Raw genomic sequence first — 21435 nt, 5'->3', positions numbered from 1 at the left:
TACCCGAGGCGGGGACCGTGCCGGCACGGCGACGGTGCCGGCGGCCCGCAGGAGTCAGGGCTTTGGTGTGTGTGATTCCAGTGCGGTGAGGAGCCGGGCGAGGACGGGGAGCGAGGCGGTGAGGGTGTCGCGGTCGTTCGCGGGCAACTCGCCGATGGCGTGGGGCCAATGCGGCCGAACTGGTGCGGTCGTAGCGGTCGAGCAGTTCGAGGGCGGCGGGGGAGGCGGTGAGGACGGCCGCGCGCTGGTCGCCCGGTGCGGGCTCGCGGTTCACCAGGCCCGCTGCCTTCATGCTTTTGACGGAGGTTGCTGACCGTGGAGGTTGCGACGCCGATCCGGCGGGCGGCGGCTTGCGGCTGAGCGGTCGTCGGCGGCGAGTGCGCGCAGGAGCTCGATCTGGGCCTCGGGGCAGGTCGGGAAGCCCCTCGGCGGCTGCGGGTCGCCCGGAGCACGGCCCGGCGTAGCGGCCCGAGCAGCCGGCTGAGCTCGGATGCGGTGTCCATGAAGTCATTTTGCCCGACAGTTCATTTTGTGACAAAATAGTTTTGTTGCAAAAATGAACTGCGCCGTCGAACCGGCGACCGAGCAGAAGGGCACCGCAGATGACCTCCGACGCCACGCACCGGACCACCGTCGCCAACCCCGTTCCCCCCGCAGGACCTGTCCGGCATCGTCGGCCACCGCCTCATCTACACCTACGCCAACGGCTGGCAGTACGAGATGTACGTGAAGAACGACCACACCATCGACTACCGCATCCACAGCGGCCATGTCGGCGGCCGCTGGGTCAAGGACCAGGAGGTCGACCTGGTCATGCTCACCCGGGGCGTCTACAAGGTCTCCTGGAACGAACCGACCGGCACATCGGTCGTGGTCAACATCATCCCCGGCGAGCGCGTCCTGCACGGGGTCATCTTCTTCCCCGACTGGGTCAAGACCCATGGCGAACGCACCGTGCTGTTCCAGAACGACCACCTCGACCAGATGCACGCCCACCGGGACGCCGGCCCCACCTACCCGCTGTACGTCGTCCCCGAGTTCGCCAAGATCACCCTCTTCGAAAACGCCGGCCAGGACAATGACGAGATCATCTCCGTCGCCCCCGGCGACCTCCCCTCCGGCTGGTCCGACCGCACCAACTAAGGACCACCCCGGGACAGCGAGCAACCTGGCACCGGACCCCAAGATCACAGCCGGATCACCCCCACCGGCATGACGAACGAACCACCCCAGGCCACCGATGGGCACTGACCAACCAGTGCGACAACCCCTGTCACATGCGCAGCCGGACAACTCCCCGCCACCCGGCCACGAGCGGACAAGCGGAACCGGCCACCAACACAGCAGTGACGGCAGCCATACCCGGCACCCCCAACAGCACCCCGGAACCTGAGCAGTCCCTCCGGCCACCGCCCGCAGAACAGACCACCACCGCTCCAGCGGAGCCCGGCACACCCCGCACTCAGCCCACCGCTCAGACCATGCCAAACGGACTGAACACGACGAACCACCAGCAACCACCAACACCCCGGCACACGACACCGGCAGTCACGCCCGACCCGCACAACACCCCCCCACCAAGACCGGACAACTTCAACAACCCAACCCGTGACCAACAACACAACCTCGACACCAGCCAGCACAAGCCAAGAGACAACAACAAACCACCCACCGGCCACGACAACCCCACCAACCCCCCGGCACAACACCTCGACACCCACGACAACCCCACCCGCCGACATGCACGTCTGTGTGGCGCAGCTAATACACCGTGCGGGTGTCGGGGCGTAGCGGAAGGTCGGGGCATACGCGGGTGCGGGGGCGGAACACGGAGCCGCGGGTATAGGTCACGCCCTCGATCGCGCCTTCCTTGCAGACCGGTCCGACGAGATTGCCGTTTTCGTCCCGGATTCCGATGCGTGTTCTCTCCGTCCACTTGGCGCGGCGCCAAGTGCCGTATACCAGGCCGCTCCGGGGGTGCTCGCCGTGTCGGCTGCGGGGCGGGGTTCGGCGGGGGGCGGGGTGTAGTCGAGAAGGTTCATGCGGTGCAGGGCTCCGGCGCGGGCGTCCGGATGCTTAGCCAGCCGCTTGGGGGCTTCGCTGAGCCGGGCTTGCCGCGCTCCTGGGCAGGCGGCGCAGGGGATTTGCGCCACTTGGCGAAGGCCAGTCGGGCAGCGTAGGAGTACAGCAGCCGCCCGGCGCTCGGGATCCGACCGGGGAGTGCGGAAGCACAGGCCGTTGACGCGCCGGCCGATGGGGAAGCACGGGTGCGAAGCACAACACCCCAGGAGCGCGCCATGACCTATCTGCCCCGACCGGTGACCGACGCCATGGCCGCCCGGGCGATGCGTATGCATCACATGCTGTGGCACACCGCACGCAACGAGTGGGCCAATTTCTCCCCCGACCAGCGGCAGGTGTTCCGCGACCATGGCTGGGACCCGCCCCGGCCGGCCCTCACGGGCGGGGATTCTCCCCGACCCGAGCTCGACAACGGGTCGGGTGAGGACTTCCTCTCTATGCACCGGCAGATAATCGCTGATGTCAATGCGATCCTTGCCCAGTTGGGGGACCCCCGTTATCCCCGCGTGGAGGGATGGCAGAGCGTCCCGGCGCCCGGAGACAGTGCATACCCGGTCCCGCCGCCCTTCGGCATTCCGGATGACCCGGGCACCACCGAGGCCGTGAACAGCGCCAAGAGCGCGGCGTCATTCCATCAAATCCGGCGCTGGCAGGCCGAGTTCACCGATCCCTCCGCGCTGCGCGGTATGACACTCGGACGCCTGGGAGCGAGCATCGAGTTCACCATCCACAACCGGATGCATCTGCGCTGGGCGGCTCCGATGCCGGCGTACCGCCCGGACGGCGACCCCTTTGACGTCGATCCCCGATGGGACCACCCCGCTTACAACTGGCTCGCCGACTTCTACTCGTCCCATGTCAACCCGGTCTTCTGGAAACTCCACGGCTGGGTGGACGCACGGATCGGCGACTGGCTGACCGCCCATGGACGAACCGGCCCCGTACCGTGGAGCTTTGACCCGCCATGGAGCGGCCCCATGCCGCGCATCCGGCAGTCGGTGACAAGCCTGGCCCTGCGGGCCCGCCCGGGGAACGCGGAGGCCGATGCGCTGGAAGCGCATCTGAGCGACCTGGAAAGCACCGTTGAGGCCCTCAAGCAGGCGGGCGTGCGCCTGCCCGCACGCTCCTTCCCGGTGATCGGTGTCTGATAAAGGCCCCCCATAAGGGACACGACCAGCGCCCTACCGCCCCGGCGCACCACGGCCGTCCGCCCGGCCCTCCGCCGTGGCCACGGCCGTGCGCACAACCGCCTGCGCCGGCAGCTCCCGCCGGGTGCGGACCGGGGAGAGGACGACGGGCAGGAAGGAGAGCGCCAGACAACAGGCGCCCGTCCAGAGCGCCATACGCACTCCGACGAACTCACCGAGCAGACCGGCCACGGCGGAGCCCACGGCGAGCGCGCCGGTGAGCATGAAACGGAAGGTCGCGTTCATGCGGCCCAGGAGCGGACCGGGGGTCAGCCGCTGACGAAGGGTGACACCCAGCACATTGTTGACGCCCGTCCTGAGTGTGGCCAGTAGCCAGCCCGCCCCGGCAAGCCAGAGCCAGGGGCCGCGGTCGACAAGCGGAATGACCAGCGCCGCCGGTGCCACCAGGAGACCGGCCAGCCCCAGCGCATGCCCGTATCCCCAGCGCCGGGCCCAGGGGGCGGCGCACCGGGCGCCGAGGAACATGCCGACGCCACCGACGGCCCAGTAGAGGCCCAGCGCGCCTGCGGGCAGCCCGAGTTCCCGGGCGAACAAGACCGGGAGCAGGGTGTTGATGATCTGCGAACCGAGGTTGGTGAGGGAGGCGGAGAACGCTAGGGCGCGCAGTTCGCTGCTGCCCAGTACATGTCGGAGCCCCTCGGCGATCTGGGTGCTCAGGCGTACCGGCCGCTGCCCGGCGCGCGGGCCGGGGCCGGGCAGCGGGTCATGCCGGATGCCGATGAGCCGCAGCGCCGACGCCAGGTGGAGAACTGCCGTACCGGCGACGGCGGTCGGCGCCGTGAGCAGTTGTACCAGTGCACCGCCCGCGCCCCGGCCGGTCACATTGCCCGCCGCCTGAAGGGTCACCACGGCCGAGTTCGCCCGGATCAGCCCGTCCCGGCCGACCAGTTGGGGCAGCACACTCTGCGAGCCCACATCGAAGAACACGGTGGCACAGCCGGCCAGCAGGACCACCACGAACAGCTGCCCAAGGGACAGCACGCCCAGTGCCGAGGCCACCGGCACCGAGGCGAAGAGGACGGCCCGCGTCAGGTCCGCGGCTATCAGCAGCCGGCGCTGTCGCATCCGGTCCACCCAGGCCCCGGCGGGTAGGCCGACCAGCAGGAAGGCGGCGGTGCTCAGGGTGGCCAGCAGCCCGACCTGGCCGGGGCTCGCGTCGAGCGTGGACACCGCGATCAGCGGTACGGCGACATAGCCGGCATTGGTGCCCAGCTGGCTGAGCACGGTGGCCGTGAAGAGGGTGCGGAAGTCAGGGCTCCGCCAAGGGTTTTCGCAGGACATGACCGGCACGCTGCCGAACGCCGGCGCCCTTACCCAATGATTTAGCCTGTGCTGAATGGTGATGCACAAGCAGCGGTCTCCTGGGCGGGGCGGTCCGCTGGCGGTGGAGTTCTCGGCGGAGGACGTGGCCCGTACCCGGTTCGCCGTGTCCCCGTTGTGGGAAGTGGTGGCCGGCGCACGTGTGTTGAAGGGAGCGGACGCCCAGGGCACCCACAACTGCTGGGCCGAGCAGGTGCGTCCCCGGATCGCCGCCGCCGGGCTGGACCTCTCGCCGCTGGCCCGGCTGCTCCCCGTGCCGGGCGGCGTTCCGGGCTTTCTGGTGCCGCCGCCCACCACTCCCCAGCCCTCGCTCGAAGTGGAACTGGCGGTGCTGCGCGCCACACCGCCGCAGGAACTGACCACGACGATCGCCGAGGCCCAGCCGGCGGTTGCCGCGCTGCGCGAGGAAGGGGAACGCGGCCTGGCCCGGCTGGCCGAGGTGACTGCCGCGTACTGGGAGGTGGCCCTCGCCCCGTACTGGCCACGCGTACTGTCCCTGTCGGAGGGCGACACCCTGCACCGGGCCAGACGCTTCGCGGAAGGCGGTGCCGCACTGCTCTTCGAGGACCTGGACCCCCAACTCTCCTGGGATACCGACACCTTGCGGCTGACCGGCCGCTGTATACACGGCACCCGTCGTCTGGACGGTCGTGGACTGCTGCTCGTCCCCTCGGCCTTTGTCTGGCCCCGCGTCTTCTCCACACTCGGCAGCGAGGAGTGGCAGCCGACCCTGCGCTACGCGCCCCGTGGTATCGGCACCCTGTGGCAGCGCCGGGACCAGCCCTGCTCCGACGCCCTGGCCGGTGTCCTCGGCCGCAGCCGCGCCCGGCTCCTCGCCGAACTGGGCACTCCCGCCTCCACCACCGAACTGGCCCGCCGTACCGGCCTGTCGCCCGGCGGCGTTTCCCAGCATCTGACGGCCCTGCGCGCGGCGGGTCTGGTGAGCGCGCACCGGACCGGGCGGGTGGTGCTCTACGCGCGGACGCGGGTGGGAGAGGGGCTGGTCGGCGGACGCGGCGAATGGTAGCGGACACGGCTGCGGCGGCGCCCCTTACGGGACGCCGCCGCAGACCGGGTCGCCGACTCTTAGACTAAGCGCTGTCGTCAGTCCTGTGACCGGTCGACGACGGGCACGGCGGTGACGGGGTTGTGGCCCGCGGCGACCAGCCGCATGACGAACCCTGCCACATCTTCAAGCTGCCGCGCGTGCTCGAGCCCGCCTATCACGGCGGGCACGCCACCGAGGTCGTGGATCAGCTCGGCGGCGATGTCGAGCGCCGCAGCGTCGTCGCCGCACATCGCCACGGTTCGCTTTGGCTGTCCTGTCTGCGTCGGCGCCAGCCAGCTCGTCCCCGCGAAGAGGTGCAGCGCCTTGACCACGTGGCAGCCCACAGCCCGCTTGGCGATGTGTTCTACCGCCGACCCGGTGGGCAGCTTGAGCAGGCCGTCGGCGTAGTCCACTGCGTTGGTGCAGTCGATCACGGCCTTGCCGGCCAGTGACCCCTCGTCGGCTCCGGCGAGAGCGAGCACATGGTCGATCCCCTCCCACGCCACCGCGACCACCACGGCGTCGCTCGCCTTGGCCACCTGCGCAGGGGCGACCGCCTCGACCGCGTCGCCGAGCCGCTCGGCGATCGCCCGGGCCTTGTCGCGTGAACGGCCTCCGACGAGGGCGTGGTGTCCACGTCGCACCCACGCCTCCGCCAGTGCCGTGGCCATCACGCCGGTGCCCAGAATTCCGATTCGCACGTTGCTCTCCCAATCCTCGAACGCCTGACACCTCGTTACGGTAGGGACCTTGGGCCTACCGATCGGTAGGCCCGCATCCGGTAGGAAGAGACGCGTGAACGACCACTGCGAACCCTTCGCCGCCGACTGTGCGGTGCGCCTGGCCGCCGAGCTGATAGCCCACACCTGGGACCCGGTGGTGCTGATGTCGCTGCGGGCGGGCAGGCGCCGCCGAATCGACCTTCTGGGCGTGATCGCCGGCGTCAGCGACAAGGTCCTCACCCAGACTCTGCGCCGGCTGCACGCCAACGGCCTGATCGTACGGATCAGCACGCCGGGCGACCGCGCCGTGGCGTACGAGCTGTCCGAGTTGGGCAGCAGCCTCTCTGACGGACCACTGGCCGCCCTCGGCCAGTGGGCGATCGATCACGCCGATCAGATCCTTGCCGCCCAAGAGCACCACAGCACCGGCATCAGCAACCGAGCGGCGGTCAGATAAGAGTGTGCTCATGGGCGGTGGGTCGTCCACGCCGGGCGGATCAGGCTACGGACGATGGTGGTGATGGTGGTGGTGGTGTCGGCGAGGTCAAAGTAGGCGTTGATGACCGCAGTTCGGCTTCGTCGCAGCGGGCGAGCCGGTGGAAGGCGTTCTGCCAGGCGTGGGTGCGCTCGATGTGCCACCGCTGGTTGGCCTGGATCGGCGCCTTCGGACCAACACCCGCCCCTGCATATCGGCGGCCCGAAAGCCTGTCCCGGTTCCCAACGCGGCCCCAGGTTTCTCCGCCATCACCCACCTCCTCATTTCAATGCCTGGTGTCCCGCTCCTTGTGTCTGGGACCGGTTGCCCCTGGGCACGCGGGACCGGTCCCCGGGCTCGCCAGCCCCCGACTCATCGGCTCGTCCGCCGACCCCCCACTGGTCGTCATGGCTGCGTCATGGCACCCCGAATAGGCTCACCTCCGCATCGCCGCCCTGCCCCCCGCCTCCCGGCCCAAAAGCGCGCAGGACGGAATGCGAAGACCCATCTACCGGCGCGTCGGGGTCGCGCCGCGGGCCCTGGGCCTGGACGATTTCGCGCTCAAGAAGGGACACGTGTCTGCGCACGTCATCGTGAACCAGGTACCCGCCGTTCTCTCGAAGCCTCGTCGCGCGTACCAGTCCGGCGGGTTGACACCAGCCACGTGGACACGCACCAGCACCCGGCCGGGCCGGGGTCGGGACGGGTCACCTCCTCGAACGGGCGGACGCACTCGCCGCCACGGCGCCGCCCGAGCAGGCACTGGGTGAATGGCTCTACGAGTTCACTCGGCGCCGGTGCCTACCAGGGCCTGCCGGCAACCCTGATGGCCACGCTGAACGACCCACAATCGCCACTGCACCACGGCTGCCTGGCGATACGCCGGGCCGGTGGCCGGCTGCTCGAGGCGGCCCAGGGAACAGGGAGGATCCGGCCGGACGTGGCGCCCATGGACCTGTTCGCACTGGCCAACACCCTCAGCTGAATCGCCGGCCAGGCCCCGACGCTTGCCGAGCGCCGGGAACATCTCTTCCGCCCGGTGATGGATGGGCTGAGCCCGCGTCCGACTTGAGGTCTGACCAACAGCTCGGGCTCCTGGCGCTACACGAGTCACATTTCCCCGGCCGCCATCCCCATGAGCTGTTTCCAACCTGAAGTCGCAGGTCATGGAGCTGGCGTGAGGACGTAATGGGGCGCTCTCGCTGGTGGCAGTGTTGATTGTCTCGCTGCGATCGTCCGCCGCTACGGCGAACTGACGGATCGCCTGATCGGTTCGACCCCGTACGCCGGCCGCAGCATGCGAAGGCCATCCGGCGCCTGACGGCGGCTCATGGCCGCTGCGGACCCCGGAACGGGAGCGTCTGCCGGTACACCACGCTGGTGGTGGTGCTGCCCAGGCCGGCCAGCTCGTCCATCAGCACCTCCAGGTGCTCCATCGACGTCGCCGCCACCTTGAGGGTGTAGCAGTCGTCGCCGGTGGTGCGCAGGCACTCCAGGATCTCGCGCCGCTCGGCGAGCAGCCGGTGCAGCGGCTGGTGGCGGTTTCCGGGGTACTTCAGCCGCACCAGTGCCAGCACTGGGTAACCGACCTTCGCCAGGTCCACCGACGCGTAATAGCCGGTGATCACGCCCAGCGACTCCAGCGCGCGCACCCGCTCGGTGGTGGCCGAGGCGCTGAGGCTCACCCGCCGGCCCAGCTCGCTCAACGAGATCCGGGCCTCCTGCTGCAACTGGGCGATGATGGCCCAGTCGGTATCGTCGAGGGTCGCAATATTCACGGTCATGACGCGAGACTACCGGCAGATCCACGGCGGAACGACGCTCATGCCGGGAAGATCATGTTCCTCTGGCCGTGATCACCGGGATAGCCTCAAACCATGCAACTGGGCGTGAACGTACCGAACTTCGGACCCGGCACCGATCCGGGCGTACTGCGCGACTGGGCGCGGGTCACCGAGGGGCTCGGATTCGACCTGCTGATGGTCTCCGACCACCTGGTGATCACGCCGGATGTGGCCGAGCGCTACCCTGAGCCGTTCTACGAACCCTTCACCACGCTCTCTTGGCTGGCCGGCCTGACCACCCGGGTGCGGCTGGGCACCACCGTCCTGGTGCTGCCGTACCGGCACCCGCTGGCGGTGGCCCGGATGGCCGCCAACCTGCAGCAGCTGAGCGGCGGCCGGTTCGTCCTCGGGGTGGGCGTCGGCTGGGCCCGGCGGGAGTACGACGCGCTCGGCGTGCCGTTCGGCGCACGCGGGCGGCTCACCGACGAGTATCTGGGCGTGCTGCGCGAGGCGCTGCCCACCGGGTACGAGCGGATCCCGGTCTGGATCGGCGGCAGCAGCGCGGCGGCACTGCGGCGCGCCGCCGAGTTCGGCGACGCCTGGCATCCGCTGCGGCTGACGCTCGGTGCGATGAGCGGCGTGCTGGCGGAGCACCGGCTGCCCGGTTTCGCGCCCCGGATCGCGCTGCGGCTGACCGATGCGCCGATTACCGACCCCGACCGGCCCGCCGGGGTCGGCACGCTGGAGCAGGTCCTCGCCGACCTCGAGCAACTGCGGGCGCTCGGCGCGGACTCCGTCGTCTTCGACCCCTACCACGGCGACCCCGAGGAGACCCGCCGGCCGCAGCCGGCCTGGCGGGACCTCGCCGCTGTCGCCGCCCACTGGAGGACCCGACCGTGATCACCACCGCCGACCAGGCCCTGCTGCGCCGCGCCATCGGCCTGGCCACCCGCGCCGTCACCCTCGGCGACGCGCCGTTCGGCTCGCTGCTCGCCGGGCCCGACGGCACCGTGCTGGCCGAGGACCACAACACGGTGCGCCGCGACAACGACATCACCGCCCACCCCGAGCTGAAGCTCGCCCGCTGGGCCGCCCGCGAGCTCGACCCGGCGACGGCCGCCCGCACCACCATGTACACCAGCTGCCAGCCGTGCGGCATGTGCGCCGGCGCCCTGGTCCGCTCCGGTCTCGGCCGGGTGGTGTACGCGCTGGCGACCGAGCAGCTGGTGGAGCTGCACCCGGCCGCCGGGGACTGGCCGGTGGTCGCGCAGGACGGCCCGGACCTGTTCGAGGAGGCCCGGGCGCCGATCGACGCCTACTACGCCTGACCAAAGGGCGCGAACGGGTCAGCGCCACCGGGCGACGGCGATGCAGGCCACCACCAGGGCCGCCGCCAGCCGTCCGCCGTGAGTGCGCGGGGAACCCCGGCGATCTTCACGCGCGTCTGCGGCGTGGACATTGCGCCGCCGAACAGGACCGCATCGCTCAGGTCGGCGGCCACCCCCGGCAGGCGGTGGACAGCGTGCGGCCTGGGCCGGCGGGCGCCAGGGCCATCACGGTCCCGATGGCTGGAAGCTCCTGTCGATGAACCGCCCGGTAGGTGTCGGCGGCGGGCCGGGCCTTTGCCAGGGGGAGCATCCCGATGTGCGGGCCGTCCACGGGATGAGGAACGGGAATTTCGAGCTGATGGAATGCACCCCGGCTGGCCAGATCCTCCTCCATCGCAAGCAGCGCCTGCAGCTGCGCGTCCCGGTGCCGCAGGACCTTGAGACCCTGCCGGCCGCCGTCGAAGCAGCTCTCAGGGCCTACGGCTCCGGGCGCCTCGCGCTCAAGAAGCAGTACGCCCCCGTCAACTGGGGCTGGCAGGACACTTCCGGGCAGGTCGTGCACCTCTGAGGGCACGAGCCCGCCCGTCCGCGCGTGCTTCCAGGGAAGGCCGGCGCGGTACTGCTGCTGACGAATCGACATGACCGAGGGGACCCTCCTGTGACTGTGACCGTTGCCCGCCACCTTCAGCCCCGGCCGGATGGGCAGGCGTTCGCCGCCCGGCTGAGCGAGCGGGTGAACCGACGCGTCGACGGGCTCGAAGAGTCCTCCAGCATGATCGACTTTGCGTTCAGCACCGCCCTCCTCGCGCTCCAGGCCCACTGCGCGGCCGACCCGGAGGGGGCCCGGCTGGAGACCTGGAAGGCTGCGGTTACGGCGATGCAGCTCGGCTCGGCGCTGTTCGCCGTGACCGGCGCGAGCGAGGGCACGGTCGAGTGCTTCATCAATGGCCGGCCCCGCGCCGTCCCGGCGGTCGGCCCGCAGCCGTACGCAGACGCAGACCACTGGCTGTCCGCCTTCTGGCTGGCCCTCGTCTGCCGTGAACGGGAGCGGATGACGCAGCTGTGCGAGATCCCGCTGGACCGGCTGCGCTCCCCGGACGGTGTGTACGACGAGTACGTCTACCACTGGATCGACGTCCAGCAGACCTACCAGCTGCGTCGGCCCGGCTTGGTCGACAAGCTCATCGCCACGATCGCGGACGCGAGCCCCGAGGCCGCCGCCGTGACCCCGCCCGGCGTGCTGGACGGGCTGATGTACCCGCCGATCCACCTCTTCTACCTGGTCGTGCGGGAGCGTGAGGAGGAGTTCGCCCCGGCCCTCGGCGAGGCGCTCGACCTCCACAAGTCGTACTGGTCGGCGGAGGAATGGGCTGCCAAGCCGGACGGTGCGCTCGCGCTGGGGCCGCTCGCAATGGCGTGCCTGGCGTTCGACCGGGAGTTCCCGGTCGACGTGGAGTCGCCCTACATCCCGAAGTACCTTCTCTCCGGCGGCTGGCTGGGCGAGTTCCCGGCGTAGACACCCGGCGCCGGGTGTGCGCCCGGGGAAGCAGTGCTCAGTCGCTGGTGCCGAGCCCGGACCGGCCGAACTGGATGATCGGTTCCGTGCTCAGGTGGTCTTGCCATGTCCCGAAGGGAACGCGCACGGCCGCGAAGTCGGCGACCCGGTTTTCGACGACCAGGCCGCACCAGCCGCCTCGCTCCAGCATCAGGAGCAGCGGCTCATAGGGGTCGGGGAGTTCGGGCAGCGAGACCGTTGTCGTGTCGAGCAGGGTGGCCCAGTCCAGCGCGGCGCGGCACAGCGCCTTCGCCCGCACGTCTGCGAGGTTGGCCTCCAGGAACGCATCGAGCCGTGCGGCGAGTTCCGCGTCCACCTGGACCGTGGGGGCGACGGCCGCGGCCAGGTCGACGACGGGCCACTCACCGGCGGGCTGGTAGACCTTCGTCCAGAGTGCCGAGCGGCGCAGGTGCTCGCGGAACAGGCGCGAGCGCGACGTGGCATGGGTGAAGGCAATGTCGTCGTCCCGCCAGTCGACGGCGGTGAGGCGCTCGACCACTGCCCGGGCCTGCGGTGTCGTCAGGGTCCGCGTGACGCGCTTGATGAAGGCGTCGGCCTCGGCCCTGATGATCTCGGCGTGGTCATCGTCGTTGTGCCCGAGGTAGTAGAGGCGCAGGTACTCGGTGGACTCCCAGCGCAGGTTGCGGGTGAAGGCCTCGTCGACGTCGATGCCGTCGACTGTGCTGCGGCGCACGATCCCGTAGGGATTCTCCCGGGAGCTCGTACTCGATTCGTCGAACCGGGCGTAGTAGATGAAGCCGCTGAGGACCTCGACCTCGGCGCCGCGCTTGGCGAGCCAGCGCTGGAGGGCGAGGCCGTCGAGTTCCTGCTCGGTGCCGCCGGTGACGATGGTGACGGGGCCGAAGAGGGTGCCGGTCAGGCCGCGGAGCACGGTGCGATCGTCGACGAGGACGGTGAACGAGGTGTTCGCCGTGGTGGCGCCGGAGAGGTCGGCGCCGCGCAGGTCGGCCTGGAGGAGGGTGGCGTTGGTGAGGTCGGCGCGGCGCAACGTCGCGCGGGGCGGCGTTGACCTCTGCCAGGGAGGCCGAGATCAGGTCGGCGTCGTCCAGGCAGGCGGAGCGCAGCGTGGCCTGGTCCAGCGTGGCCTTCACCAGGCTGGCGCCGGCGAGGTTCGCGAAGTCCAGGTCCGCCTTCTCCAGGTGGGCGCGCCAGAGCTCGGCGCCGGCCAGCGAGAGGCCCGTGAGTACGGCGTCGGTGAACCACGCTCCGGTGAAGTCCCCGCCCGACAGGTCGGCCCCGCGCAGGTCGAGGTCGACGGCCTCCAGCGCCTCGTGGCCCGGGGCCGCCGCCCAGGCGCCGAGCCGGTCGGCCGCCTTCCGGTCCCGGGGCAGGCTCTTGGGACACCACGTGTCGGGGATGCCGGACGTCACGATCTCCCCGATTCCGTCGGTGAGGTCCGGCCCGACCCCGTCGATCAGCTCCGGGGCCTCGAGACCGTACCCCTCGGCCACACCGAAGTAGGTCCGTTCGCCGGGTTCGGCCTCGACGCCGAGCAGCCCGTTAAGCTCCTGGAGCGCGGCCGCGAGCCGGGGCGCGTTGTTCGCATGGACGGCCGGATGCGGCCGGCCGTGGAAGTCGTACTTGCCCCAGACGTCGTGGTGGACGGACAGCTCTGCGTACGGACCCAGGTTGCCGGGCGACACCATGAGTTCCACCAGCCGGTACTCCCTGCGGCGGCGGCCGCCCACGTCGATCCACTCGCCGTCCCCGAACACGGTGATCGCGCCCATCTCCGCCTGCGCATGGCCGGCCGGCCGGCAGGCCCGCATCTCCTCCGCCAGCGTCGGCTCCTCCAGCGAACGCGACACGAGGCTGAGCCGGCTGTGGATGCCGAGACCGCCCTTGCCGACCTGGAACCAGTGCCATTCGAGGGCGCCCGGTTCCAGCAGGCCGTGCCTGCGCAGCACACCGGACATCTGCGCCGCGACCGCCAGCACCGACTCCAGGCCCGCCTCACGAACGCCTTCGAGATCCCAGGTCCATGAGGCGCACTCTCTCGGCGCGCGCATCAGAAACGACACAGGAACTCCTTACAGCTTGAACGATCCGGTCGGCCACCGCTGCGCCCACCACATGGCGGTGGGCGCGTACCGGGGGGTGCTGGAGGCCGCCTCGCAGCACGAAGGCTCGGCCGGGACGGGAGCTGCCCGTCCCGTAGCTGCTCCTCGGCGGCTTCGCACACTGCGGACACGGCCGATCCCCGGTGGTCATTCACCGATCGTAGGGGGAGGCGCATCCCGTTCGTCCTTGGGCTGCGTGGTGTGCGATCGGCTGGTCCCGGGACCTGATTCCGAACGGGCTGATTGAGCACCACCGAAGCGGCCACGCCCGGCACGGCTGCACTCACTGCGCCGCCTCGGCGGGAGAAGGGCGGGGACGACTGAGGGACGGGATCAGGGCCGGAGGGTCTTGACGAGGCGGGTGACGCCTTCGGGTTCGTCGTGGGGGACGGGCCGGTAGCCCTCGCTCCCGTAGAGCGCGAGGTTGGCCGTGGTGCGGGCGCCGGTGAACAGGACGGCGCTGGTGCAGTCCGGGGCGGCGGCGGATTCGGCTGTGCGGAGCAGCCAGCGGCCCAGGCCCTGGCCGCGCAGGTCGGCGGCGACGCAAAGACGGCCGACGTGCCAGTCGGTGCCCACGCGCCGGGCCCGGACCATGCCCGGGAAGCGGCCGTTGCGCCGGAGTCCGGTGGTGTGCCAGGCGGCGAGCCAGTCGCGGACCTGCTGCGGCGACTCGTGCAGGGCGGGGACGTCCAGGGTGTCGTTGGCGAGGGTCTCGTCCACCCAGCAGCAGCGCTGCAGCACAGTGGCCTCGGGCGCGTCCTCCGGGGTCAGGGGCCGCAGGTACGAGCCGGTCGCGGGGGCCGGGCGGCGTTCCGGGCTGGCCGGCCTCGTGCAGGCGGCGCAGGGCGTGGGCCACCCGGGCCAGCTCGTCGGGGATCCCGTGAGCCGCCGAGGTGAGTGCCGGGGCGGGGCGGACCCGGCCGTCCTCCCCCGAGTCGCCGAGGCGTATCGCGACCGTGGCGCCGAGCGGGACCATGCGCAGCGTGGCCATGACCTGCCTCGCGTGCTGGACGGCCCGGGTACCGGCGGAGGTGTTGCCGTAGCTGACGAAGCCGACCGGTTTCCAGGCCCACTCCCGGTAGAGGTGGTCGAGCGCGTTCATCAGCACCGCCGGCATCCCGTGGTTGCACTCCGGGGTCACCACGATGAAGCCGTCCGCGGCGTCCGCGATCGCACTCCAGCGCCGGGTGTGCTCGTGCCGGTACGCGCCGGCCGACGGGTGCTCCTCCTTGTCGAGGAACGGCAGGGCGAGGTCGCCGAGGGCCACGGGCACCAGCTCGACGCCGAGTTCCGCGGCGCGGGGCGCGAGCGCTCCGAGCAACGCACGCCGGGTGCCGCTCGCGCCCGTCCTGACCCACCGGACCGCACGCCGAGTGCTGCGGGCGCCATGGCACGACTCGCCACCGCCGCCTTCACTGAGCAACCCTGGCGCATCCACGAAATCACCGAGGACTTCTCGGTAGAGGATGTCTGGCGCTTTCGCACACCCGGAGCCGGCCCCGACGACTTCCCTGTGGTGGCCGAGGCCATCCGCGCTGCCGGCGGCATCAGGAACCAGCCCGCACTGGCAAGGCTCCTGTTCGCGGCACGATGGAGGTTCGGCGCGTTGCTGGGTTGGGACGCCCCGTCCGAGAGTATCGGGTCACGGGTTGCCTCGTTTCGCGACCGCCTGCCCGCGGACCTCCGCGACGCTCCGCGCGGATGGGACGAAGACGCCATGCCCCTCAAAGCCGTCTACGAGCTCCGCGACGAATCCGCTCGGGAACTGGCGAACAAGACCGTACACACAGTCATGCACCTCGGCTGGGCCCCAGGCAGCACCGGCGACCACGAGCTGCGGATGACCGTCCTGGTCAAGGCCAACGGACGCTTCGGTCGGCTGTACATGTCGCGGCCTCGCGGGCGTTGCCGAGGGCGATCAGCAGAGGGTCTTCGCGCTGGTCGTCGTGCCGCGCTTCCAGGGCGAACGCGTCGTCGGCCCAGGCCTGTTCGGCCTCCGCGAGAGCGTCGGAGTAGCACTCCTCCTAGTGATCATCAACGGATTTGTCAGTGCACCGCCTCATGCAGCGTCGTCAACGACGGCAGCCGGTCCCGGCCCAGAGAGGAAAGCACCTGATCGGCGTGCTCGGTCATCCAGCGTGCAACGCCTTCACGTTCCCGCCCAACTCCCCCAGCCGGGCCCACAACGCATCCGTGAACGCGAACCCAGCCCGCCGCGGTGCGGGTCCCCACCCGGCCCGACTCCTTCGCCACCGCCAGCCAACGCCACATCGTCCGCACATTGACCCCCGCCATCTGGGCAGCGATCCGGACATGCACCGTCTGAAGCGTCCCTGCCTCATCCAGCGCGAGAAGACGGCGCACCACCACAGACCGCGTCAAGGCCCGCTCCCGCGCCCCGGAGGCCACCACCGATCTCTCGGCTCCCACCGGGAGCGTCGGCACCGGCAGCGACGGCGGGGACTGCGAATCAGGAGTCCTGCCGGCCAGCCCACACCCCAGTCCTGATCAAGAACAACGGCGAGTCAGCTGGATACACTCGAAAACAAGCCTCTGACCAGCGGCAATAGCGAACTGCAACCGGAGCACTGAGGGCTGCCCCGTCGCCGTTGACCATCCCCCAGGCGGAGGGGTCTTCTCCTGCTTCCTCCCCTCGTGACGAGGGGGATTCCTACGGCCCGCGCCGTAGGCCTTTCCGCTTCGTCGCCGGCTGCCTGCCAGAGTGCAGGAGTGCAGTACACCGCGGCGGCAACTGCACAAGAGCCTGGTCCTGTTGGAGCTGTGCACCCCCGAGCGGGGGCCGGCAGGGAACCGGTCACGAAGCGTCATGACCAGCTCTACCGCGAGGCGCGGGACACGGACCGGGGCAACGCCTGGTAGCGGGGAGTCGCGACAGGCCTGACAGCGGACCGTCGGTGAATCCGGCGGTCCGCTTCTGCATGCCCTGGGCTTTTTATTAACGAATCGAGCACATATGGAGCACTCAATACCGGTTGCGTTGATTCCGCACCGTCGGTGCGAGTAACTCGTCCGCTTTTGCGGGCTCGCTGACCAAATGGATCGCCAAGTAGTCCCACAAAAGGTCAAGTTGGCTGCCGGGGGACTTGATCAACTTGCTTGCCGGGGTTCAGGAAGGGTGCATAGGGTCCCTCACGATCAGCCCAATGCTGTTGGCATACCTGCTGGTTCGTAACGAACGGACCAGCAACGGGGAGGGGTTTGCCATGCATTTTTTGAGGTCTTCCATGGCAGTGAGCGCCGCGCTCGCGCATGGAATCCGACCGATGGGCTGACCTCCTTACCGGACCGTCGTGGGCGACTCGCTGTCTCCGACATCGCCTTGACGGACCATCACACGCCGTAGTCAGCGGCGTGTGGTCCTACGAAACTCGGAGATCTCCTTGAGACTTCGCAAGCGAGCCCGCAGAGCGCGGGTGACTGTGGTGACGGCGGCTGCCGTGGCCACGGTCGCCGGGCTGTTGCAGGGCACCATGGCCTGGGCCGGGCAGGCGGGCGCCGCCGGCGTCCGGACCCCGGCGCCCGGCCCGGGCGGACCCAATATGGTGGCGCCCAAGGACCGGGGCAAGGCCCTGGGCAAGGGCTGGAAGAAGTCGAACGACCGGGCGTGGACGACTGCTGGTGATGCCACGGGTTTCCATGTGCTGGTGGCCGATGCCAACGCCGGTTATACGTGGCGGACAGCGGCGACGCTGTCGGAGCCGGGGCTGGAGACCGATCAGTGGATCGGCAACGCCTGTGTGACCGGTTCGGGCAAGCGTGCCGTGGTGGTGTATGCCCCGAGGGCATTCACCAACCGTGAGTATCTGTTTGACCGTGGTGCGTTCACGGCGGTGGTGGATCTGGGATCCGGCAAGGTGACCAAGCTGCCGCTGAACGCAAGCCTCGCGTACTTCAACCCCGGTTGCGGTGCGGGGGAGACGGCAGTGGTCACGCAGGCCAACACCGATGGCAAGAGCGAGCAGACGCAGCTGCAGACCATTGACGCCGCCACCGGCAAGATCGTCTCCACGGGTACGGTCGATGGTCAGGCGACGTCGGCGGTTCCGGTGGGCCGGGATGTGATCGCCGCTGCCGGGTCGCACCTGATCAAGGTGAATCCTTCCGGCAAAGCCGATGTGGTGACCGCGACCCACGGTACGGCGATGCGGCTGCACCCGGACGCCGACGGGAACGTGGCGTTCCTGGAGCCGGCCAAGGGCGGCAAGGTCAACGTCCAGCACCTGGAGGGCAAGAAGGTCAAGACGCTGGCCTCCGGGAAGCTCGGCCAGGTCGGCCTGGCGCAGGGTGCGTACGGCAAGGTGTTCGTCACCGGGCAGTCGAAGGAGTCCGACGAGGAAATGCCCTCGACGGTGCGCCGGGTGACGCAGGCGCCGGCGCAGGCGGAGCTGTCCACGGACGGCAAGCTGGCCATCGCCCAGGCCACCCCGCACCACCTCGCGGACAAGGTCGCCAACCCCTTGGAGCGCGCCAGGACTTCCGTCGCGGAGCCGGTGGAGATCAAGGCCACGGCGACCAATACCAAGAAGGACTTGGCCTTCGCCGTCGCGACGGAGCAGACCCCGGCGCAGGCCAGCACGGGTGGTAAGCCGTCCCCGCTGCTGCCGTTCATCGCGGGCGGCAAGAGCACCGTCAAGAAGGCGCTGGCCGTGTCCGGGGCCAAGGCGGCCGACGCGTCAGGCGACCCCTCCACCAACCCCGTTGATGACGACCGTTACTGCTCCGTTGCGCGCAATGACGTCAACACGCAGGTCTACCAGCCCACCCCCAACCAGGTGGAGTGGGCGGCCGATATGGCCATCCGTGGCCAGTTGACCTCCGGATACGCCAACCGGCCCTCCAACTGGCACAACTCGGGCCTGGCATCCTGGACGCCGCAGGGCATGTTCCCGCCGCACGACCTCGTGACCGGCAAGGGCGGCCGGGTCCCGGCACAGGTCCTGCTGGGCATCCTGGCCCAGGAGTCCAACCTGTGGCAGGCCAGCTCGCACGCCGAGCCGGGCGAATACGGCAACCCGCTGATCGGCAACTTCTACGGCACTTCCATCTACCCCAGCCAGACCGGCTATGACCCCAAGCGCATCTGGAAGATCAACTGGGATCATGCCGACTGTGGTTACGGCATCGGTCAGGCCACCGACGGCATGCGCATCGCCGGGCACCCCAAGGAGCACGAGGTGCTCCTGCCGCCGGACCAGCAGCGCGCCGTCGCCGTGGACTACGCCACCGGCATCGCCTACTCCGTGCGAATCCTCCAGGACAAGTGGAACGAACTGCACAGCGGTAGCACGCAGATCAAGCTGAACGACGATGACCCGTCCCATCCGGAGAACTGGTTCGCCGCCGTCTGGGACTACAACGCGGGCCTCAATGTGCAGGGCAGCAACCCGGATCTGCCGGACGCCTGGGGGCTGGGGTGGGCCAACAACCCTGCCAACCCCAAGTACCCTGCCGACCGCAACCCGTTCCTCGACAACAACCACTACGCGGATGCCGCCAAGCCGCAGAACTGGTCCTACGAGGAGAAGGTGATGGGCTGGGGCGCGTATCCCATCGACGCCGGCCACTCGTGGGACGACAACGGCAACATCAACAAGGGCAATACGCACGGATTCTCGGCCGCATGGTGGCGGACGCCCTCGTTCCGCTCGGCCGCGATCAAGCCGCCGCTCGGCACGTTCTGCGACAGCAGCAACGGCTGCGACCCGGTCAATCCCCCGGTGTGCCACACCGTCGCCTGCTACAACACCCACTGGTTCCACCACGACACCACCTGGCAGAACTGCGGCGCCGCGCCGAACCCCATGGACCCCTCCTCCCAGGGCCGGCAGTGCGGCAACGAGTACCTCACCTACAAGACGCTCCGTGGAGAGCCGGGTGACGCTCACCCGAAGCTCGGCCCCTGCGACTCCGGCGCGCTGCCCAACGGCACCGTCCTTGTGGACGACGAACCCGACGACGCACCGCAGAACCGCTGCGCCTCCCGCAACTGGTCCAGCAACGGTTCGTTCTCCTGGCAGTTCGGCAAGGACGACGAGAACCACTACGAGGCCAAGGAGGACCTCCACCAGATAGGTGGCGGTTTCGGCGGCCACTACTGGTTCTCCCACGCGCGTCAGCCCAACGACTGGGACAACTACCTGACGACCAACGGCACCTGGACGCCCAAGCTCAGCGATCATGTCTACAAGATCCAGGCGTTCATCCCGTACCCCTCGCACACCACCAAGAGCGCGCACTACGAGGTCACGACCGCGAACGGCAAGGTCCGTGAGAAGATCATCGACCAGTCGAAGGCCAACAACGACTGGGTGACCGTCGGCTACTTCCAGCTCGGTTCCAACGCCAAGGTCTCCCTCTCCAACGTCACCAGCGACTCCACCTCCGGTGACCTGGACGTCGCATACGACGCGCTTGCCTTCGTGCCGGTGAACGGCAAGTACGAGCACCACACATTCGACGCAGTGGCGATCTTCGACGAGAACCAGGACCTCGGCACTGACACCCCGTGGTTCTTCAAGACGCCGTTGCGGACCATGACCACGCTGAAGAACTGGGCCGTCGAGCGCAGCCATGGCGGTCCCGACTGGACGGGAAACAACAGCTACACCCGCGGTATCACGGACGTCGGTGAGTGCCCGACCGGTCCGCCGGGCCCTTCCTGTGTCGGTCACAACACCTACGCGGCGGCGAAGGACTGGTACGACGAAGTGGTCGCCGCCGGCGACTCGCCCACCAACCACCCGGCCGGCCACTCGGAGGCCGAGTGGATGGGCTACGCCGTGCCGCGGCCGGGCGACACCATCGACCCGGACAACTCCTTCACCGACGACACCAAGCACAAAATCAAGACGCATATCGACGCCGCATACCTGATAGGTGACGACGGAAAGGTCGTGCCCGGCTCCGAGGACGTCTCGGTGCGAGCCCGGACCGGCAGCACCCATCTGCCGGGCTTCATGCTCACGTTTATGAAGGCGCTCCAGCAGGATTACGGCATCGCGCCGCCGAACCTGGCCTACGACGAGATGGACGCCAACGTATACAGCGGAAACCGCACGCACGTGGACGGTCTCGCCAATGGCAGCACGCCCGGCCAGGCATACATCCCCAATGTGACCGGACCCCGGATCACCCCCGGGGGAGACTGCCTCGAGACGCGTTCGATCAGCGGTGGCACCATCGGCTACCGGCCGTTGGTCGCGCAGAAGAGTGTCCAGGACTCGGCGGCCGCATGGAGCAAAGCGGTGAAGGCGGCGGCCGACTCCGGGCATATGCCCCAGGAAGTCGCCACCCTGGCGGGTGACATCAAGAGCATGTTCTTCAACCCTCCGAACGCTCTCGGCGGTTCGCTCGGTGTCGACGGATCGCTGTTCAACGCTGCCCCGCCCATCTGGCAGAACGTGAGCCTCGCCTTCTGCGCGAACGGCAAGCTGAAGTCGACCCAGACGGCATCCAACTCCGACTCCAACCCGTCGGATGGGCTCGTCTACCAAAGCTATATGCCGGACCTCTACCTCTTCGAGGACGGCAAGGCGATCGACAACGCGGGCAACCCGTCCTCCGGGCCGGTCCGCAAGGGCGACTTCCGCAAGTTCTCAGGTCTGCCGGACGGCGGGCCCAACGCGTACGACAAGTGCGACACCGCGGCCCGTGGCAGTGGCGGAAACCCGTGGAACATCACGGCCATCCCCTTGCTCGCGGACCCCAACGAGCGGCCGAAGTTCGGCCAGTACTGTGACAACAAGCAGTTCTACGACAGGACGTACACGCCCTGATCGGCTGACTTGGCACAACGAGCACAAGGCCGCTGT

16 protein-coding genes and 4 pseudogenes are annotated in these 21435 nt (G+C 69.4%); 10 read left to right on the top strand and 10 right to left on the bottom strand.

Annotated elements, in window-relative coordinates; all coding sequences use genetic code 11:
* The first annotated feature begins 602 nt into the window (after positions 1 to 602).
* A pseudogene (locus CV755_RS12470) lies at positions 603 to 1143 on the top strand (phenolic acid decarboxylase).
* A gap of 1154 nt (positions 1144 to 2297) precedes the next feature.
* A complete protein-coding gene (locus tag CV755_RS12460; RefSeq protein ID WP_109280276.1) occupies positions 2298 to 3230 on the top strand; it encodes a Tat pathway signal protein in 933 nt (310 codons plus the stop codon).
* A 33-nt stretch (positions 3231 to 3263) separates the two neighbouring features.
* Here CV755_RS12460 and CV755_RS12455 read toward each other — a convergent pair whose 3' ends face one another.
* Positions 3264 to 4571: an MFS transporter gene (locus CV755_RS12455; RefSeq protein WP_109280275.1), complete on the bottom strand. Its 1308-nt coding sequence runs from the start codon at positions 4569 to 4571 to the stop codon at positions 3264 to 3266.
* Positions 4572 to 4626: 55 nt separating this feature from the next.
* On the opposite strand from CV755_RS12455, the gene CV755_RS12450 reads away from it, so the two are divergent.
* On the top strand, positions 4627 to 5637 hold the full coding sequence (locus tag CV755_RS12450; RefSeq protein ID WP_241561158.1) for an ArsR/SmtB family transcription factor: 1011 nt from the start codon (positions 4627 to 4629) through the stop codon (positions 5635 to 5637).
* 77 nt (positions 5638 to 5714) lie between these two features.
* Here the strand turns inward: CV755_RS12450 and CV755_RS12445 are convergent, their stop codons facing one another.
* Entirely contained in the window at positions 5715 to 6359 is a 645-nt protein-coding gene (locus CV755_RS12445) for an NADPH-dependent F420 reductase (RefSeq protein WP_109280274.1), read from the bottom strand.
* A gap of 94 nt (positions 6360 to 6453) precedes the next feature.
* Here CV755_RS12445 and CV755_RS12440 point away from each other — a divergent pair, with 94 nt between their 5' ends.
* Entirely contained in the window at positions 6454 to 6837 is a 384-nt protein-coding gene (locus CV755_RS12440; protein WP_109280273.1) for a winged helix-turn-helix transcriptional regulator, read from the top strand.
* A gap of 8 nt (positions 6838 to 6845) precedes the next feature.
* Here the strand turns inward: CV755_RS12440 and CV755_RS12435 are convergent.
* Positions 6846 to 7126: pseudogene (locus tag CV755_RS12435) on the bottom strand (IS5/IS1182 family transposase); the annotation flags it as partial.
* 495 nt (positions 7127 to 7621) lie between these two features.
* Between CV755_RS12435 and CV755_RS34205 the strand changes: the two are divergent.
* Positions 7622 to 7840, top strand: coding sequence for an SbtR family transcriptional regulator (locus CV755_RS34205; protein WP_153068655.1), 219 nt, complete (start codon positions 7622 to 7624; stop codon positions 7838 to 7840).
* A gap of 343 nt (positions 7841 to 8183) precedes the next feature.
* Here the strand turns inward: CV755_RS34205 and CV755_RS12425 are convergent, their stop codons facing one another.
* Positions 8184 to 8639, bottom strand: a complete 456-nt coding sequence (locus CV755_RS12425; RefSeq protein ID WP_109280271.1) for an Lrp/AsnC family transcriptional regulator — start codon at positions 8637 to 8639, stop codon at positions 8184 to 8186.
* Positions 8640 to 8732: 93 nt separating this feature from the next.
* On the opposite strand from CV755_RS12425, the gene CV755_RS12420 reads away from it, so the two are divergent.
* Together CV755_RS12420 and CV755_RS12415 are read left to right on the top strand one after the other, a co-directional pair.
* Entirely contained in the window at positions 8733 to 9539 is an 807-nt protein-coding gene (locus CV755_RS12420; protein WP_109280270.1) for an LLM class flavin-dependent oxidoreductase, read from the top strand.
* A complete protein-coding gene (locus tag CV755_RS12415) occupies positions 9536 to 9967 on the top strand; it encodes a nucleoside deaminase (RefSeq protein WP_109280269.1) in 432 nt (143 codons plus the stop codon). The genes CV755_RS12420 and CV755_RS12415 overlap by 4 nt, the downstream gene beginning before the upstream one ends.
* Positions 9968 to 10124: 157 nt before the next feature.
* On the opposite strand, the gene CV755_RS37165 is transcribed toward CV755_RS12415, so the two are convergent.
* Positions 10125 to 10361: a DUF7691 family protein gene (locus CV755_RS37165; RefSeq protein ID WP_422070540.1), complete on the bottom strand. Its 237-nt coding sequence runs from the start codon at positions 10359 to 10361 to the stop codon at positions 10125 to 10127.
* Positions 10362 to 10625: 264 nt separating this feature from the next.
* Here CV755_RS37165 and CV755_RS12405 point away from each other — a divergent pair, with 264 nt between their 5' ends.
* A complete protein-coding gene (locus CV755_RS12405) occupies positions 10626 to 11483 on the top strand; it encodes an immunity 49 family protein (RefSeq protein ID WP_109280267.1) in 858 nt (285 codons plus the stop codon).
* Positions 11484 to 11520: 37 nt separating this feature from the next.
* Here CV755_RS12405 and CV755_RS35395 read toward each other — a convergent pair whose 3' ends face one another.
* The 4 genes and pseudogenes from CV755_RS35395 to CV755_RS36915 all read right to left on the bottom strand — a co-directional run.
* Positions 11521 to 12531 (bottom strand): pentapeptide repeat-containing protein, encoded by a 1011-nt coding sequence (locus CV755_RS35395; protein WP_277751805.1) that lies wholly within the window; start codon positions 12529 to 12531, stop codon positions 11521 to 11523.
* Positions 12532 to 12646: 115 nt separating this feature from the next.
* Positions 12647 to 13189 (bottom strand): annotated as a pseudogene (locus CV755_RS36065) (pentapeptide repeat-containing protein); the annotation flags it as partial.
* A gap of 747 nt (positions 13190 to 13936) precedes the next feature.
* Positions 13937 to 14323 carry a GNAT family N-acetyltransferase gene (locus tag CV755_RS36920; RefSeq protein WP_338323647.1) on the bottom strand — a complete coding sequence of 129 codons (387 nt, stop codon included), beginning with the start codon at positions 14321 to 14323 and terminating at the stop codon, positions 13937 to 13939.
* Positions 14324 to 14609: 286 nt separating this feature from the next.
* A pseudogene (locus CV755_RS36915) lies at positions 14610 to 15041 on the bottom strand (NADPH-dependent FMN reductase); the annotation flags it as partial.
* Here CV755_RS36915 and CV755_RS12375 point away from each other — a divergent pair.
* Positions 14991 to 15719: a DUF2867 domain-containing protein gene (locus CV755_RS12375; protein ID WP_241561157.1), complete on the top strand. Its 729-nt coding sequence runs from the start codon at positions 14991 to 14993 to the stop codon at positions 15717 to 15719. The pseudogene CV755_RS36915 and the gene CV755_RS12375 sit on opposite strands and share 51 nt — an antisense overlap.
* Here the strand turns inward: CV755_RS12375 and CV755_RS34920 are convergent.
* The gene (locus CV755_RS34920) at positions 15650 to 15985 is read right to left on the bottom strand and encodes a hypothetical protein (RefSeq protein ID WP_162605214.1); all 336 of its coding nucleotides are present in this window, start codon (positions 15983 to 15985) and stop codon (positions 15650 to 15652) included. The genes CV755_RS12375 and CV755_RS34920 overlap by 70 nt on opposite strands.
* Before the next feature lie 1061 nt (positions 15986 to 17046).
* On the opposite strand from CV755_RS34920, the gene CV755_RS12370 reads away from it, so the two are divergent.
* Positions 17047 to 21399 carry a golvesin C-terminal-like domain-containing protein gene (locus tag CV755_RS12370; RefSeq protein ID WP_153068654.1) on the top strand — a complete coding sequence of 1451 codons (4353 nt, stop codon included), beginning with the start codon at positions 17047 to 17049 and terminating at the stop codon, positions 21397 to 21399.
* Positions 21400 to 21435 lie beyond the last annotated feature (36 nt).

It is taken from the genome of Streptomyces orinoci (assembly GCF_003121295.1).
GTDB lineage: Bacteria > Actinomycetota > Actinomycetes > Streptomycetales > Streptomycetaceae > Streptomyces > Streptomyces orinoci.
This window is presented reverse-complemented; position numbering and strand designations above follow the sequence as displayed.